This is a genomic window from Winogradskyella eximia, from assembly GCF_003386165.1.
Lineage (GTDB): Bacteria > Bacteroidota > Bacteroidia > Flavobacteriales > Flavobacteriaceae > Winogradskyella > Winogradskyella eximia.
This window is the reverse complement of sequence record NZ_QRDV01000006.1, coordinates 37,983-56,060: the sequence shown is the minus strand read 5'-3', so window position 1 is coordinate 56,060 and position 18,078 is coordinate 37,983. Positions and strand designations below refer to the sequence as shown.

Annotated in this window: 12 protein-coding genes; 6 read left to right on the top strand and 6 right to left on the bottom strand. The window is 31.7% G+C overall.

Translation table 11 applies throughout. The features are described from left to right. Window positions 1-4 precede the first annotated feature (4 nt). From DFQ10_RS12790 to DFQ10_RS12765, 6 genes are all read left to right on the top strand, one after another. A complete protein-coding gene (locus DFQ10_RS12790) occupies window positions 5-499 on the top strand; it encodes a hypothetical protein (RefSeq protein WP_115817830.1) in 495 nt (164 codons plus the stop codon). 77 nt (window positions 500-576) lie between these two features. Next, the gene (locus DFQ10_RS12785) at window positions 577-1,719 is read left to right on the top strand and encodes a DUF2062 domain-containing protein (RefSeq protein ID WP_115818000.1); all 1,143 of its coding nucleotides are present in this window, start codon (window positions 577-579) and stop codon (window positions 1,717-1,719) included. Next, window positions 1,712-5,392, top strand: coding sequence for an MMPL family transporter (locus DFQ10_RS12780; RefSeq protein WP_115817829.1), 3,681 nt, complete (start codon window positions 1,712-1,714; stop codon window positions 5,390-5,392). The genes DFQ10_RS12785 and DFQ10_RS12780 overlap by 8 nt, the downstream gene beginning before the upstream one ends. Window positions 5,393-5,413: 21 nt before the next feature. Beyond that, complete coding sequence (locus DFQ10_RS12775; protein ID WP_115817828.1) at window positions 5,414-6,967, top strand: phytoene desaturase family protein; 1,554 nt, start codon at window positions 5,414-5,416, stop codon at window positions 6,965-6,967. Between the two features lies 1 nt (window position 6,968). Continuing rightward, complete coding sequence (locus DFQ10_RS12770) at window positions 6,969-8,642, top strand: C45 family autoproteolytic acyltransferase/hydolase (protein ID WP_115817827.1); 1,674 nt, start codon at window positions 6,969-6,971, stop codon at window positions 8,640-8,642. Then, window positions 8,639-9,928: a phenylacetate--CoA ligase family protein gene (locus DFQ10_RS12765; RefSeq protein ID WP_115817826.1), complete on the top strand. Its 1,290-nt coding sequence runs from the start codon at window positions 8,639-8,641 to the stop codon at window positions 9,926-9,928. Before DFQ10_RS12770 ends, DFQ10_RS12765 begins: the two co-directional genes overlap by 4 nt. Window positions 9,929-9,943: 15 nt before the next feature. Here the strand turns inward: DFQ10_RS12765 and DFQ10_RS12760 are convergent, their stop codons facing one another. The 6 genes from DFQ10_RS12760 to DFQ10_RS12740 all read right to left on the bottom strand — a co-directional run bounded on the left by DFQ10_RS12760 (window position 9,944) and on the right by DFQ10_RS12740 (window position 18,050). Then, the gene (locus DFQ10_RS12760; protein ID WP_115817825.1) at window positions 9,944-10,915 is read right to left on the bottom strand and encodes a type I phosphomannose isomerase catalytic subunit; all 972 of its coding nucleotides are present in this window, start codon (window positions 10,913-10,915) and stop codon (window positions 9,944-9,946) included. Then, entirely contained in the window at window positions 10,916-12,040 is a 1,125-nt protein-coding gene (locus DFQ10_RS12755) for a glycerate kinase (RefSeq protein ID WP_115817824.1), read from the bottom strand. Between the two features lie 11 nt (window positions 12,041-12,051). Next, window positions 12,052-13,758, bottom strand: a complete 1,707-nt coding sequence (locus tag DFQ10_RS12750) for a sodium:solute symporter family transporter (protein ID WP_115817823.1) — start codon at window positions 13,756-13,758, stop codon at window positions 12,052-12,054. Beyond that, window positions 13,755-13,907 (bottom strand): hypothetical protein, encoded by a 153-nt coding sequence (locus DFQ10_RS18605; protein ID WP_181897636.1) that lies wholly within the window; start codon window positions 13,905-13,907, stop codon window positions 13,755-13,757. The genes DFQ10_RS12750 and DFQ10_RS18605 overlap by 4 nt, the downstream gene beginning before the upstream one ends. Before the next feature lie 160 nt (window positions 13,908-14,067). Then, complete coding sequence (locus tag DFQ10_RS12745) at window positions 14,068-15,378, bottom strand: MGH1-like glycoside hydrolase domain-containing protein (protein ID WP_115817822.1); 1,311 nt, start codon at window positions 15,376-15,378, stop codon at window positions 14,068-14,070. A 77-nt stretch (window positions 15,379-15,455) separates the two neighbouring features. After that, window positions 15,456-18,050, bottom strand: coding sequence for a TonB-dependent receptor (locus tag DFQ10_RS12740; protein WP_115817821.1), 2,595 nt, complete (start codon window positions 18,048-18,050; stop codon window positions 15,456-15,458). Window positions 18,051-18,078: the final 28 nt, after the last annotated feature.

Sequence of the window (18,078 nt, the reverse complement as noted above, 5' to 3'; positions counted from 1 at the left end):
AAAAATGAAGCTTTTAAATGTTCTCATATTAGCAATAAGTATCACAGTGTTATCTCTAGATGTTAGCACTGTTAGAAACGCTTATAAAGAAGCGGCTCAAGATAGCAGTAAAATAGAGGCATTTAGCAAACTACTAACTAATGTATCTAAAAACGATGACGTAACTTTAGTTGCATATAAGGGTGCGGCTATTGCTTTATTAGCCAGAAACGAAAAAAGAATTAAAGATAAAAAAGACTTATTCGTTGAAGGTATTTCTTATGTTGAATACGCTATAGAAAAGGCACCAAACAACATAGAGGTTCGTTTTATTAGATTAGGTATTCAAGAAAACACACCAAAAATTTTAAAGTATAAAGGAGATATTGAAGAAGATAAACAGTTTATCTTAAAACAGTTTAAAAATATCAATTCTTCTAATTTGCGAAATCACATAAAAGACTATATTTTACAGTCCAAATCTTTTAGTGATGAAGAAAAATCAGTATTTTCGAGATAATAATACTTTAAGGTTTCAATGAAGTGAACAACCAACTGATTCAACAAAAAATTACAGATTTAAATGTATGTGTGTTAATGCCAACGTACAATAACGAGCGTACTTTAAAGCGTGTTATTGATGGTGTTTTACAATTCACACAACATCTTATTATTGTTAATGATGGTTCTACAGATTCTACTACAAAAATTTTAGAAGACTATTCTACTCTTCAACAAATACATTTTAAAGAAAATAAAGGTAAAGGTCAAGCGCTTAGACAAGGCTTTAAGCATGCGGAAAGTTTAGGTTATAAATATGTAATTACTATAGATTCTGACGGTCAACATTTCCCTAAAGATATTCCTGTTTTCATAGATGAATTAGAACAAGCCGAAAACAAAAACCTATTACTCATTGGAGCACGAAACATGGCTCAAGAAAGTGTACCAAAGAAAAGTAGTTTTGGTAATAAGTTTTCTAACTTTTGGTTTTGGGCAGAAACGGGTATAAAATTACAAGACACACAATCTGGATTTAGACTTTACCCTATTCATCACTTTAAAAACCTCAACTTTTACACTAATAAATTTGAATTTGAAATTGAAGTTATTGTAAAAGCCGCTTGGAATGGTAGTGAAGTAAAAAACATTCCAATCCTTGTATTGTATGATGAAACCGAACGTGTTTCTCATTTTAGACCATTTAAAGATTTTACACGTATTAGTATTTTAAATACTTGGTTGGTTATCCTAACCCTTTTTTACATAAAACCACGAAATTTATTCAGGAGATTAAAAAAAAAAGGCATAAAACGATTTCTAGTTGAAGATGTCATTGGAAGTAACGATTCACCTCAAAAGAAAGCATTATCTATTGCCTTGGGTATTTTTATTGGTATCACTCCTCTTTGGGGATTCCACACTATTATTGTGTTATCATTAGCTCTAATTCTTAATTTAAACAAAGCCATTGCATTCGCGTTTTCAAATGTGAGTCTTCCTCCCTTTATACCATTTATAGTATTGGGCAGTTTTATACTTGGTAACACTATTTTAGGGCAGAACGAGACCTATAATCTCTCAACAATAACAACTAATTTTGAAGTTTTAAAGCATCTTAAAGCATATATCATTGGAAGCTTTGCGTTAGCCGCTGTATCAGCATTAATCGCAGGAATCTTTAGCTATTTTATATTATTAATTTTTCAGAAGAAAAAAGTAAGTGTCCCTAATGCATAACTTCTACTTTAACACATATAAATATTTTAAATCAAAGAAATGGTTTGGTCTAGGCATTTTGGTAGTCTTATTGGCTGGTCTTTTATTTGTGGCTTCAAAAATTCAATTTGAAGAGGATATTAATAAACTGATTCCAATAAATAAGGATAATGCTGAATTTCAAAAAGTTTTAAAGAACGTTAATTTCACCGACAAAATCATTGTTAATATTACCAAAGAAGATGATGCTTCTGTCGACGACTTAACCAATTATGCTTCGCAATTTATTGATAGTATAAATGCATCCTCTAGTCAATATATAAAAAAAATACAGGGACAAGTTCAAACAGAAGACCTTCAAGAAACAGCAGATTTTATTTATAAAAACCTTCCTCTCTTTTTAGATGAAAACGATTATAAAACGTTAGCTGATAAAATTGACAAAGACAGTATTGATGCTACAACCTTAAAGAATTATAAAACTTTAATCTCTCCTTCTGGTCTTATTACTAAAGATTTTATTTTAAAAGATCCCTTAGGATTATCGTTCATTGCTTTAAAAAAATTACAAGAATTAAGTTTTGGAGACGACTTTACATTACAAAATGGCTTTTTGGTTAGTAAAGACCATAAACACATTTTATTGTTTATTACGCCTGCATTAGAAGCCAATGAAACATCAGAAAACACTCTTTTTGTTAAAAATCTATATGATGTAAATGCCAAACTAAACGCTAGTTTTAAAGGTAGCGTAAGTAGCGAATATTTTGGTGGCACTTTAATAGCTGTAGCAAATGCTAATCAGATAAAAAGTGATATTCAGCTTACTATTAGTATTGCATTAACCATTTTACTCCTCATATTTATTGTATTCTATAGAAAATTAACGGTTCCGATAATCTTATTTGTCCCAACCATTTTTGGTGGACTAATAGCTATTGCAATTCTTTTTTTAATCAGAGAAAAAATATCAGCAATCTCATTAGGCATAGGTTCAATTTTACTTGGCGTAACCTTAGATTATTCTTTACACATTCTCACACATATTAGAAGTAACAATAATGTAAAAGATTTATATAAAGAAATTGCAAAGCCCATTTTAATGAGTAGCTCAACTACGGCTTTAGCATTTTTGTGTTTACTATTTATAAATTCACAAGCCCTTCAAGATTTAGGGATTTTTGCAGCTATTAGTGTTATGGGAGCGTCATTTTTTGCTTTGCTTTTTATACCTCAAGTTTATAATGAGCAATCTAAAAAAGTTCAAAAAAAGACAGTTTTAGACAAGGTTGCCTCTTATAATATTCATAAAAACAAATGGGTTGTTATTGCTCTTTTTGTTTTTTTTATTGGCAGTTTATTCACGTATAATAATGTCATCTTTAACAAGGATTTAAGTCAGATGAATTATCTGCCAGATGATATAAAAACAGCGGAATTACGTCTAGACAAACTCATTAACAGCACGTCAAAATCCATATATATTGCTGCTTATGGTAATTCTGAAGAAAGCACCTTAGAAGTAAATGATCGTATTTTAGAAAAACTTGAAAAATTAAAAGCCGAAAACAAGCTAATTAACTACAGCTCTATAGGGACATTTGTGCACTCTAAAAAGCAACAAAGCCAACAAATTGAGCAATGGAATTCTTTTTGGGACACTAATACAATTCAAAACACCAAACAAAATATTATAGAAAGCGGAACTGCTTTAGGTTTTAAACCCACAACGTTTAACGCTTTCTATGCGCTTTTAAATACCACTTTCAAACCTATAGAAATTGAAGACTACAAAAACATCAACACATTTTCTGTTGACGATTATATTGCGACAAAGGATAATTATACCACAATTACCACTTTAGTTAAAGTTGAAGATGGAGATGCCGTAATTGATACTTTTTCAAACGAAGCACAAACGTTAGTAATTGACAGAAAACAAATGAACGAAACCTTTTTAGGGAACTTAAAAACAGATTTTAATAGTCTAATTGGTTATTCGTTAGTTGTGGTTATCATTCTTTTATTGCTGTTTTACAAGAGTCTTTCGCTTACATTGGTTACAGGAATACCTATTTGCCTCACTTGGTTATTAACCGTTGGTATTATGGGATTATTCCATTTAGAATTCAACATATTTAATATCATTATTTCAACATTTATTTTTGGTCTAGGCATTGATTACAGCATTTTTATTACTAACGGATTGCTTCATGAATACGCAACTGGAGAAAAATCTTTAGCCACGCATAAGACTTCTATTTTACTATCTGTAATCACAACCATTTTAGGAGTTGGTGTATTAATTTTCGCTAAACATCCTGCGTTATACTCTATATCTATAGTTTGTTTAATAGGTATCTTATCCGCTGTTATCATCGCTTTTACTATTCAGCCTTTACTATTCAAACTATTTATTGGTAGTAAAACAAAACGACCAATATCACTAAGGCTATTAATACACTCCATACTTTCGTTTACTTATTTTGGTTCAGGAGGTCTTTTCATTTCATTGATTAGTGCTACGCTGTTAAAAATTATACCTGTAAGTAAAAAAGTAAAAATGAGATGGTTTCATAAAGTAGTATCAATATTTATGAAATCCGTGCTTTATTCTAATCCATGGTTAAAAAAGAAAGTTATAAATCTTAGTAATGAAACATTTAATAAACCAGCTATAATTATTGCGAATCACACATCGTTTTTAGACATTTTAGCCGTTGGAATGCTTCATCCTAAAATTATATTTTTGGTAAACGATTGGGTTTACAATTCTCCTGTTTTTGGCAAAGCGGTTAGAGCAGCAGGCTTTTACCCTGTATCTAGTGGTATAGAAAAAGGAGTGTCTCATTTACAAGAAAAAGTAAATCAAGGATACACTTTAATGGTTTTTCCTGAAGGTACAAGATCTACAACCAATAAAATGAAACGTTTTCATAAAGGAGCTTTTTATTTAGCAGAACAATTGAATTTAGATATTATACCTATCCTCATTCATGGTAATGCAGAAATAAACCCAAAAGGTAGTGCGCTGATAAGAAATGGCAATCTGACTGTAAAAATAATGGACAGAATTACTGTTGAAGATAAATCGTATGGCGAAACCTATAAACAACGTACAAAAAGCATCAGCGCGCATTTTAAACATGAATTTATGGAGTTTCGTAAAGAAGTAGAATCTGATACTTACTTTAGAGACAATTTATTGGACGACTATAGATTTAAAGGCGATGATTTATACCAAGATGTTAAAAAAGATTTTAACACGTATAAAGCGATTTACAATACTATTTTATGGACAATTGATGCTAAAGCTGAAATCATTCATCTATCAAAAGATTATGGGCAATTAGATCTTTTATTAGCCTTAAATTCTATCGATAGAAAAATAATTGCTTATATTGAAGACTCTAGTGTCAGAGCCATTCTTAAGAATAGTTTTATAACGAATAAACATCACAAAATCAATTTCGAGGATAGTTTAGAATCAACTTTGCAAAGCACAGGTGACACATTAATTCTAAACATAGACAATTTATCTGAAGCACAAATAAGCAACGTATTGAATAACACCATTAATCTTGTGATTTTAGTGAAAGAAAGTCGAAATTTGTATTCTGAAATGATAGCTGAATTTGGGTTTAAGTCCATTCAAGAGAATGAAAACCTTGCCATTTTCATACGAAAACAATAGAAAAACAATAAATATCTACACATGAAATCACATTATGACGTTGTAATAGTTGGAAGCGGATTGGGAGGCTTGGTGTCTGCCATTATTCTAGCCAAAGAAGGTTATAGTGTTTGTGTACTCGAAAAAAACAATCAATATGGTGGTAATTTACAAACCTTTGTAAGAAATAAAACCATTTTTGATACTGGAGTGCATTATATAGGTGGACTAGACAAAGGACAAAACCTATATCAATACTTTAAATATATTGATATTTTAGATGAAATTACTTTAAAAAAATTAGACGAAGACGGTTTTGATCTTGTCACTTTCGATGATGACCCTACAGAATATAAACACGCCCAGAGTTATAAAAAATTTATAGAAGTTTTAACTGAGCAATTTCCTGAGGAGGAATCTGCAATAATTACTTATTGTGAGAAATTACAGGAAACTTGTAGCAGTTTTCCTCTTTACAATTTAAAACAAGGTAAACCTTATTATGATGATACTGCTGTATTTCAACTTCAGGCAAAACCTTATATAAATTCGCTCACAAAAAATAAAAAATTACAAGCCGTATTGGCTGGAACAAACTTCTTATATGCTGGAGATGGAGAACGCACACCTTTTTATGTACATGCTTTAACTATCAATTCATATATAGAAAGTTCTTACAGGTGTGTTAATGGAGGTAGCCAAATCACTAAAGCTTTAATCAAAAAGCTTAAAGCACACGGAGGAGAAACATATAAGCACCATAATGTTGTTAATTTTGGATTTGAAGATGGTAAAATTACTTCAGCAATTTGTGCTAACGGTAAAGAGATAAAAGGAGATTTGTTTATCTCTAACATAGAACCAAAATTAACTTTAGACCTTGTTGGTAAAGATAAATTCAGAAAATCATACACTAATAGAATTGATCAGATTGAAAGTACAATCGCAGCCTTTAGTTTGTATATCGTTTTAAAACCAAATTCTTTCAAGTACCAGAACAAAAACTTTTATCACTTTAAAGATCCTGATAAGGTTTGGGATGTTCACAAATACACTCAAGAAAGTTGGCCTGAAGGCTATATGGTGTCCATGGCTATTAAAAAAAACATGGACGATTATGGCGATAATTTAACCGTAATGACCTATATGCATTATGACGAAGTTAAACCTTGGGTAGACACTTTTAATACGGTTGCGAATAAAAATGATAGAGGACAAACCTATGAAGAGTTTAAAGCTGAAAAAGCCGAAAAACTAATTGTAGAATTAGAAAAAAAATTCCCAAATATTAGAGAGTGTATTCAAGAAATCTACACCTCTACTCCATTATCTTATAGAGATTATATTGGTAGCAATAGAGGCTCAATGTACGGTTACGTAAAAGATGTTAACAGACCTATGTTATCTTATGTGTCTCCAAAAACAAAAATTAAAAATCTATTGTTTACAGGTCAAAGCTTAAATATGCATGGTATTTTAGGTGTTACTATTGGTGCGGTGATGACGTGTTCTGAAATTATAGGTAAAGACTATCTGTTAAATAAAGTTTTAGAAGCCAACAAGGAACAAGAAATCACAGAAAACAAGGTTCAATAATATGCTATTAAAAAAGGTACAATTAGTACACTGGTTTTGTTTATTTTCTATCTTATTTTTAGTTACATCTTGTGGTGTCTCAAAATCCTTACACGATCTTCCAGATGTAAGTGCTTATAATTCTACTATTCCCGAGCGCATAAAAACATCAGATTCTACATTTTCATTAGGAAGCAACCACCTCAACAAAAATAAACAAGGCTTATGGGAACTTTATGTAGAAGGAAACCCTTATGAAAGAGGTTTAATTACAGGACGTCTTTCAGAAGAACTATTTCATAAACAAGAAGCTGCCTTTTTATCAAAAGTAGATGAGTTAGTACCCTCTAAAACGAGGCAATTCTTTTTACGAAAAATTTTAGCCTGGTATAACAGAAAAATGTATTTGAATATTACTGAAGAATATAAAACTGAAATTTATGGGCTTTCAAAATATGCTTCTAACGACTATAATCACCTAGCAAGCAAATATTTAAGAATATTATATTTACATGGAGCACATGATATTGGTCATGCATTCCAAGATTTAGCACTAGTTGGCTGTACTTCTTTTGCAGCATGGGGAAATAAAACAGAAGACGGTAGTTTAATTATAGGACGTAATTTTGACTTTTATGCAGGAGATGATTTTGCAAAAGACAAAATTGTATCTTTTGTTAACCCTACAGAAGGACATAAATTTATGTCTGTTACTTGGGGAGGCATGATAGGTGTCGTTTCAGGAATGAATGAACATGGATTAACAGTAACTATTAATGCCGGAAAATCTAAAATTCCTTTAGTCGCAAAAACACCTGTTTCTATTTTAACACGCGAAATTTTACAATACGCTTCCACTATTGAAGAAGCTATTACGATTGCAAAAAAGCGACAAGTATTTGTATCCGAATCTATATTTATTGGCAGTGCAAAAGATAAGAAAGCAATAACTATTGAAATGTCTCCAAACAATTTTGGCATATATGAAGTTGCTAATTCTAATCAACTCATTTGCTCTAATCATTTTCAAAGTGAAGCCTACGCTGCAGATGAAAATAACAGTAAACATATCGTAGAAAGCCATTCTCAATACCGTTACGAACGTATGGAAGAATTGCTAAACCAACACCCAAAAATAACACCAGAAATTGCTGTAGATATATTAAGAAATAAGGATGGGTTACATGATAAAGCCATAGGTTATGGTAACGAAAAAGCGTTGAATCAATTATTAGCACATCATTCTATTGTTTTTAAACCAGAGCAACGCTTGGTTTGGGTGTCGTCTAGTCCTTATCAGTTGGGTGAATATGTGGCTTACGATTTAAATGACGTTTTCAAAAATCCAAATAAAAAATTACTTGCAAATACTAATTTAAACATTGAAAAAGATGATTTTCAATTTACTAAAGCTTTTAATAATTACGAAGCGTATAGAAAATTGAGAGCCGAAGTGCTTTCTGATATTGACGATAATGAAACGATAACTTCATCAACTCTTTTAAAATTGCAATCATTAAATCCAGAATATTGGGAAGCTTATTTTATAGTTGGTAAGTATAACTATGAAAAAGGCTACTATAGAGCTGCATTAAATGCTTTTGAAAAAGCAAAAACAAAGGAAATCACCACAATTCCCGACCTAGAACAAGTCGATAATTATATTAAAAAATCAAAAAGAAAGTTAGATTTATGAATCCTGAGATAGAATATGCATCAAAAGCCGAAATAAATAACTTTCAAATTGAAAAATTAAAAGCGCTTTTAAATTATTTAAGTACTAATTCTGCTTTCTACAAACGCTTGTTCAAAACACATCAAATTGATATTACTAATATTAATTCGCTAGAAGATTTATCCGTAATTCCAACCACATCAAAAGACGATTTACAACAATATAACGACGATTTTATCTGTGTACCTAAAAACAAAATTATCGATTATGTAACAACTTCAGGTACGCTAGGCGAGCCTGTAATTTTCGGATTAACAGATAAGGATTTAGATCGTTTAGCCTATAATGAAGCTATTTCTTTTGCTTGTGCAGGAGTGAAACCTGATGATGTTATTCAGTTAATGACCACCATTGACAGACGTTTTATGGCTGGACTTGCTTATTTTTTAGGAGCGCGAAAACTTGGCGCAGGAATCATTAGAGTTGGAAATGGTATTCCGGAATTACAATGGGATTCTATTTTAAAATTTAAACCCACTTATATTATTGCAGTACCTTCATTTTTATTGAAACTTATTGAATTTGCTAAAAATCACAACATCGATATTAATGCTTCAGGAATTAAAGGAGCTATTTGTATTGGAGAATCGCTTAGAGAACAAGATTTTTCATTAAATACATTATCAAAAAAAATAAAAGACAATTGGGATATTGAGCTGTATTCAACATATGCCTCAACTGAAATGAATACCGCTTTTACAGAATGTGAAGCACAAGAAGGTGGTCACCATCATCCAGAACTTATTATAACAGAAATCTTAGATGATAATAATCAACCAGTCGCTGAAGGAGAAGCTGGCGAATTAACCATTACCACTTTAGGTATTGAAGGCATGCCTTTATTAAGATTTAAAACTGGTGATATCGTTAAAGAACATAGTCAAAAATGTAAATGTGGTAGAAATACCAACCGCTTAGGCCCTGTTATTGGCAGAAAAAAGCAGATGATAAAATATAAAGGCACAACCATTTATCCGCCTGCAATGCATAATGTTTTAAACGATTTTAGTGAGGTTGAAACTTATATTATCGAATTGTCTCACAATTCTATAGGAACAGATGAAATACGCATTAAAATAGCTACAACAACACCTACAGAAGTTTTACTCCAAAATATAAAAGATCACTTTAGAGCAAAATTAAGAGTCCTTCCAAAAATTGAATATTGCGATAAAAAGGAAATTCAAGTATTACAGTTCCCTAAAATGAGTAGAAAACCTATGATGGTTATTGATTTACGGAAGTAATACCATTATTTAAATTTAGTAATGTACTTCAAGTAATTTTGAATTGTTAGAACAGAGTTCTAAAGTTTCAATAGTTGCAGGTATCAATATTGTCTCCCCTTTTTTAAGACTAATATTTTGATTTTTGTAGCTCATTTGTAAAATACCTTCTACACATATATAAATTACAAAAGAGTCGAGTTGCTTTAAATCCCTAAACATTTCACCTTTAATATGAAGAAAATTAGTTTTAAAATATGGTGAATTCACTAATTCGTTCTCTGAATTAATCTCTTTTGAATACCTCGATCTGTAATCTTCGTAAAAATTAAAGTCTATAGCATTTAATGCCAAATCGGTGTGTAATTCTCTTTTTTTTTCAGTAGTCTTGTCTATTCTATCATAATCATAAATGCGATATGTGATATCAGAGGTTTGTTGAATTTCTGCCAACAAAACACCTGCTCCAATAGCATGAACTCTACCTGTGGGAATATAAAATGTATCGCCTTTATCCACTTTTTCAATATTTAAAATATTACGAAGTGCAGAATTATTAAGATGCTTTTGATAGTTGTCTTTATTGGTAGTTTTATTGAACCCAATAATCAATTCTGCATCTTCTTCAGCTTCCATAACGTACCACATTTCGTTTTTTCCAAACGAGTTGTGACGCTCTTTTGCTAATTCGTTACTAGGATGTACCTGAATTGACAGTGGTGTTTTTGCATCTATAAATTTAATTAACAATGGAAAGTCATTACCAAAAGTTTTATAAACGTTATCGCCAACTAGCTCTCCTTTAAACTCAGTGATTAATTCTTTTAACGATTTTCCTTTTAGAGGACCTTCACTCACTAATGTTTCATTGTTTTCAACATCAGATATTTCCCAAGATTCACCAATAGAATCTTGCGTATAATCTTTATTCAAAACAGTTTTTAGTTTGTCTCCTCCCCAAATTCGATAACTGTAAACTGGATTAAATTTTAAAGGGTATAATTTCATTTATTTTTTAATTTTTTCAATAAATGTTCTAGTCATATTTTCTAAATACTGTGATGTATTTGTCAAAGCATCATCTAGGTCTTTTGCCAGACTCATAATAGAATCGCTATAATTAATTCCCATTGCATTTAATTCATCAGGTTGTAAATCCGTACTTCCACAAAAAGCAGCTACTTTTATTTTATGTTTCTTTGCAGAAGATAAAACACCACTTATCGTTTTACCAGACAAGGTTTGGTCATCTAATTTACCTTCGCCTGTAATAATCCAATCTGCAGTCTTAATATTTGCATCAAAATCTGCTATCTGCTTTATGAGGTCAATACCTGGTAAAAGCTCTCCTTTTAAAAAAGCTGTAGCACCTGCTCCCATTCCGCCTGCTGCTCCTGCACCTTCAATATTTTGAGTCTGAATGCTAAAATGTTTGTCTAAAACTTTTGAGAATTTTTGTAATCCAAAATCTAAATATTTAATTTCTTCATCAGAAGCTCCTTTTTGTTTTGCATAGACATATGCAGCTCCATTTGGTCCGTAAAGTGGGTTAGTAACGTCACAAGCAATTTGAAACTTAATAGTACTTAACCTTTTATCTTTAAGAGATTCATCGATTTTATAAATATTAGCAAGTTCTCGACCAATTGGCTTCACTTCATTGTCATTTTCATCTAAAAACCGATAACCTAAGGCTTTCGCCATACCAATACCACAATCGTTTGTGGCACTTCCACCAATACCTAAAATAATATGCTGAGCTCCTCTATTTATAGCATTAAGAATTAATTCTCCAGTGCCAAAAGTTGTTGTTTCCATACAGTTTTGGTCTTTGGGCTGTAAAAGCTTCATTCCTGAGGCTTCTGCCATTTCGATAAAAGCAGTTTTGGTTGCTTCTGAATATAAATAAGAGGCCATAACAGGTTTAAAAATAGGGTTAATAACTTCGGTCTGAATAGCCTCTCCTTTTAAATAGTAGTTAACAACTTCAATTGTACCATCTCCACCATCGGCTAATGGTACTTTTATAACTTCTGCGTTTAATGAAGCTTTTAAAATTGGTTCAATGATATTACAGAATTTAAGTCCTGTAAGTGAGCCTTTGTATTTGTCTGGTGCTAAAATAACTTTCATGAATGATACATCTAACTTAACATGCTTGGAAGAAAATAACTCACCACAAGAATTAAGATGAAAAATGACATTAAAATAATGCTCTCTTTCTTCAATAAATCTTTTGTGTTAAACGAATACGATAAATCCATTTTCTTAGCAGGTGTTTTACTCGTTAATTTGCTCACTATTATTGCCATTACTATAGCTATAACAAAGCCTGTTAAGTTATACCAAATCCAAAACAAATCCGGAATATTATTAATACCTAATTCAGCTAAAGCTACATGAATAGAATCATTGCCAGAATAGAAATTTCCTTGACTAAAGAAATACACTAACTCTGGTAAGTATTTAAAAATTAGATTAACAGCAACAGCCGTAATAATTGCTACATTCATCCCAATATGGTTTACTTTCTTTAAAAATATTGCAATCACAAAAGCTGCCAATATTGGTCCATAAAATAAAGATGAAATAGCATTAATTAACTCAATCACTGTGCTTTCACTATTACCGAAAAGATAGGCTGCCAAAATGCAGACAACTCCCCAAAACACAACCAAACCTTTTGATAAAAGCATGTATTTTTTTTCGGAAAGTTTCTTTTCTCCACTATTAAAAAAGTCTTCTATAGTCACAGCACTTAATGAATTAATTGTAGAACTCAATGAAGACATTGCTGCAGACATAATACCAACCATTAATATTCCGATAAGTCCATTTGGTAAATATTTAGTTATAAAAACAGGAACCATTAAGTCTGGTTTAATACCAGATTTTGCATATTCTGCAGGATAATGAATACGTGTTGTTTCTTTAATACTTTCATAAAATTCTGGAACGTTGCTTACTAAATAGCCAATCACTAATCCCATAATACAATACACTAAAACTACCGGAAACCTCAACAGTCCGTTTGCTAATAATAGTTTTCTTATAGTCCCTTCATTTTTTGCAGAAAGCAAACGTTGTGCTTGTGTTTGGTCAGTACCATAATACGATAGATATAAAAATAAACCACCTAAAAGCATTGGCCAAAACCCATATTCTTCACCATCAAAAAAGCCAAGGTTAGAGAAATCAATAACCTGAAGTCGTTCTGGATCAAAACCTTTAAAGGTTCCGGTATCTTTCATTAATGAATACCCAATAATAAGACATATTATTAAGCCCGAAAACAAAATAATCATCTGTATAGCATCTCCCCAAACCACAGCTTTCATTCCGCCTTGATAAGAGTATACAAGTGTTACAACACTTATAATAAGTAATGTCCAATGAAAACTTATACCAACGACAGACTGAATAATTAAAGCCATAGTAAAAACCATAACTCCAGTACCTAAAGCACGACTAATTTGGAAAACAACACTTATAAGTTTTCTTGTAGATTTTGAAAAACGACGTTCTAAATATTCATAAATACTTACAATTCCTGATTTGTATAATGGCGGAATTATAAAGAACATAATACCAATCATAGCTAATGGTACACCAAACTCAAAAGTTAACCATTTCATTCCACCATTAGCTTTTAGACCAACAAATGCTGGTGCAGAAATAAAACTAATAGCAGATAATTGCGTTGCCATTGTAGATAAACTTAATGGAAACCATCCAAGGCTTTTGCCTCCTAAAAAATAATCTTTTGAATTCTTATTTTCCTTAAAAAAATAACCCATAGCCATAAAGCCAATGAGGTAAACTGCAATTATTGTATAATCTAGCCAATTCATGTTAATTTATTTTTTAACTGTACTCTAACTGAATCTTTCCATTCGTCTTTTAGAATACTCATTAACACAGCATCAGTTCTTCCGATGCCATTAATACTTGGAAACATATTTCGTAATACACCTTCATTTTTGCAGCCAACACTACGCATTGCTGCTATACTTACTTCATTATCACTATAAGCACCAAAGCCTATTCTTTCTAATTTTAATTAATTCATTTATATAAGATATTTGTAAGTATAATCACCTTACTCTTTCATTTTCTAAAATATAATCTTTGGAAAAGTTAAGAATCATCATATTAGAAAATTAACACTTCAATAAGTCAATTAATAATGCAGCACTCCAAGAAAAATTATTACCTCCATAACCTGCATTTTCTTTAACAGATTTTCTAGAATCAAAATATTCGTAAAAACCATAGCGCTCTATTAATTGAACAGAATCGTCTTTCACACGATTTGCGATATCATAAAAACCGTAAGATTTTAAGCCTTTAAAAAGTAACCAATTTAGGTTGATCCAAACTGGTCCTCTCCAATATTTTTTAGGATTAAATCTATCACTACTTGGATCAAAAGATGCACACAAGTATCTATCTTCACTACCAAATTTATCCATCATTGTTTTTACAATAATCTCTGCTCTTTCCTCATTAGGTATGTCTGCAAAAATCGGTGCAAAAGATGAAGATGATAAAAATTCTATCTGCTTTTCGTTTCTAAGATCGTAATGCACATATGCACCAAGTTTTTCATTAAATAGCTTTTCATTAAATCTTGTAATAGCTTTTTTTTGCCACTGACGTAATGTTTTTATTTTATCTTCAGAATCACCAATCAGCTCATAAAGTTCAATTAATGCGGCATTAGATTTAATTAACATGGCATTAAAAAGTGGATCTTGAACTAAAAAAGGTGAAAGCTCTGCAATTTTAGCTTCATCGTAATTATGCGCTTTAGCAATTTCAATAAGGTGCAAATAGTAATCGTATTCTCTGTTTGTTGGTCTTTGTGCCGCATCAACATGTGTTGTATCTCTACGTTCAAATTTATAATTTGGTGGATCCATTGTACCCCAAATATCATCCCAAATTGGTGAGTTGTCTGTACCCGATTCCCAATTGTGGTAAATAAAAACTAAACCTTCTTGGTTTGGGTCTCTATGTGTATAGAAATGTTGGTGATTATTAAAAACCTTATCTATATTTTGCTTTATGAAATTGAGGATATCAGCTTTATCTTCTATAATATCATACATTTCCTTTAATACAAAACCTAAAACAGGTGGTTGTGTCATACCTGTTGTTCTGTGGCTTTTGGAAGCTAGAGGATGTAATTTAGACTGATGAAACTCAGGACCTGGAAAATAAGTATCACTATCGTTATGAAAAATGATATGAGGGATAAACCCGTTTTCCCATTGCGCACTTAATAAAGCTTCGACCTCTCGTTTGGCTTTGTTAGCATCATAATGTGCAAATCCTACAGCTATAAAACCAGAATCCCAGTTCCATTGAAAAGGGTACAACCCTTCACATGGTATTGTAAAACCTTTGTCTTCTTTAAAATTGTTGTTAAGGACTGTTTCAGCCTTTTTTATTAGATCGTTATTTGTCATAATAATATTTTAAAATGAAAAAGAAAGCATTGACACAATCTAACAATGCCAATGCTATCAAACTCAATTAATCAAACTTAAAAATTAAAAGTTGCATTGAAAAATACTCTTGTTGGTAAGACTGGTCTTCCAACAAAATACTCTTCATCTGTTTGGTTATTTCCTAATCGTGGTGAACCTTCTGTAACTCCTTCGGAATTAAAAAGATTAAATACTTGTGCTCCTAAACGAAGTGTTTCTCCATCTTCGCTTAAATCAAATGTATATCCGAGATTTAAATTTGCTAAACCTATTGCTTCTAACTCTATGCTATTTGCGTCATTCGCAAATTTCTTACCCGTATAATTATAAACTAAACCTGCATCAAACTTTGAGTTATTGTAATCAATTGCCAATGTTGATAGAATATTAGGTTGTCTTCTCAATTCGTTACCTTCTAAATCTGGGTCAGCTTCAGATTTTGTTATTTCATGACCTTGGTAAGTTAATGATCCTCCAAAATTAAAGTTATTAGCAAAAATCCAATTCCAAGTACCCTCAAGTCCATAAGTACTTGTATCCTGAATATCAACTTCCTCTATAAATCCACCTCCTGGTGCATTTACAAAACTAATTGATCGTCTGTCTTTTAAAGTAACTGCATATAGCGCAGCTGTTCCTGAAAATTTATTTTTAGAATATTTAATACCTAGTTCCCCTTGAATAATTTTTTCTGTATCATATGAAGAAGGATTACCTAAAGCATCAAACTTAGTCCCTCTAAGTTCTGGGAAAAAATAGCCTCTTGAAAAATTTCCATAAGCACTTAAATCATCATTGACTTTATATAAACCGGCAACAACAACTGCAAAATCATCAGCTGAGACATGGCCTCTTGTAAAACTTCCATTTCCCCAAGTCACATTATCTAAATTAGCAATACCAGTATTATCTACTGTATAAGATTCCGTACCCTCAACTTCAATATCTCCTGAAGCTCTTTCATATCTTATACCATAATCAAAATTCCAACGATCAAGTTTTACTTCATCTGCCACAAAAAGAGCAATTTTATTACTAGAAATATTTCTATTTGTATAAGCTGTACCTCTATTGGTAACACCATTTACAGTATAACCTGACACATTTATTAACTCAGGTCTATCGTTGTACTCTCCTAAATAATTAGTAATGACATTAAAGTCACCTCCTTGAGATCTAGACATAAAAGTTCCGAAAGTTATGTTATGATTTCCTGCAGTTTTAGTAAACTTGATGTCTGCCATTAACTCCTGTAAAGGTCTATTACGATCTAATATTCTATTTTCAAATAGTAAAGCATTTGCAGCTAAAGGTTGCCCATTTAGATAGGTAAAATCTCCAGAAGTTAAACCTCTAGCATCTAAAAATTCTTGTTGTGTTTCTACTGCTTTTGCCCCAGAAACACCACTACCATCAAGAAAAAGGTTGAATTGGTGTTCATATTTAGAATATCTAAGTTTAGCATCTAATTTTAAATCATCTGAAAAACGATGTTTAATATCTGTTAAAAAATATCCGCCTTTGGTAGCTACACCGTCTTCAATTGGAGAATTATAAATACCATTTGGTGTGGCATAAGAAATATCAGATGCTGCTGCAGTTTGTAAAGTGAATATTTCTTCGCCATCATTTCCTGTAGGGCGTTTTCTTGAACCTCCCTCTAAAGGGTATGGTAGAAAGAATTGTACAGCATCATCAATCCATTGTCCTGAAAAGGTAATTGATCCCTTATCTGTAACGTGTTTAATGTTACCTCTTAATTGGAAACCTTCTGTGGCTAAACCTGTTTTTAAAGGCCCCTCATCATATCTGTAAAAACCAGATAATGCGTAGAAAGTATTAGAATCTTCTCCACCTAGAGGACCGCTTGTTGCAAAATCAGCCTTATATCTAGAATTTGAAGCAACTTCAGTGCGCAAAGTTGTTTTACTTTTACTACTTCCCGTAGCACTTGTATAATTAATTATACCTGCAACAGAACCCACACCATAAAGAATGGAAGATCCACCTCTTACAAATTCTAAACTCTTCATTCCTATATCATTCCTAAAATACACATCGTGCGCAGAGGAATTTAAGCCAAAAGTACTAAGTACTGGCATTCCATCAATTTGTAATGGATTAAATTGATACTGCCCACCAGAAGGTAAACCTCTTACAAAAATATTTGAAGCCACTTCACCTCCACCACCTTCTGCAGTAATACCTGGAATACTTCGAAGCACATCTGCTTGACTACTAGTATTTACGGTTGATAATTTTTTGGCACCAATAGATGTAATAGACATTGGTGTTTCTTTTTGTGATCTTGTTGTGGATGTCGCTGTTAAAAGCACAGTATCTAAAGAGTTACCTCCTTCTGATAAGATTGCATTTACAGTAATTGCTGTACCATCACAAGTAATTGTTTTTTCATAAGTTTCAAATCCTAAGTAAGAAATTTGAAGAATTTGTTCTCCTGATAAATTAGTAGTAAAAATAAATTTCCCATCAAAATCAGTTGTTGCACCAGAAGTGCTTCCTTTAATAATAACATTAGTACCCATAATTGGCATACCAGATGCATCTGTAACTTTTCCGCTAATTTCTGTTTGCGAAAAAGCAGTAATCGTACTTAGAAAAAGCGCGAATGCGAGTAGAGATTTTTTCATTGATAATATAATTTTGTTGTTATTTAGG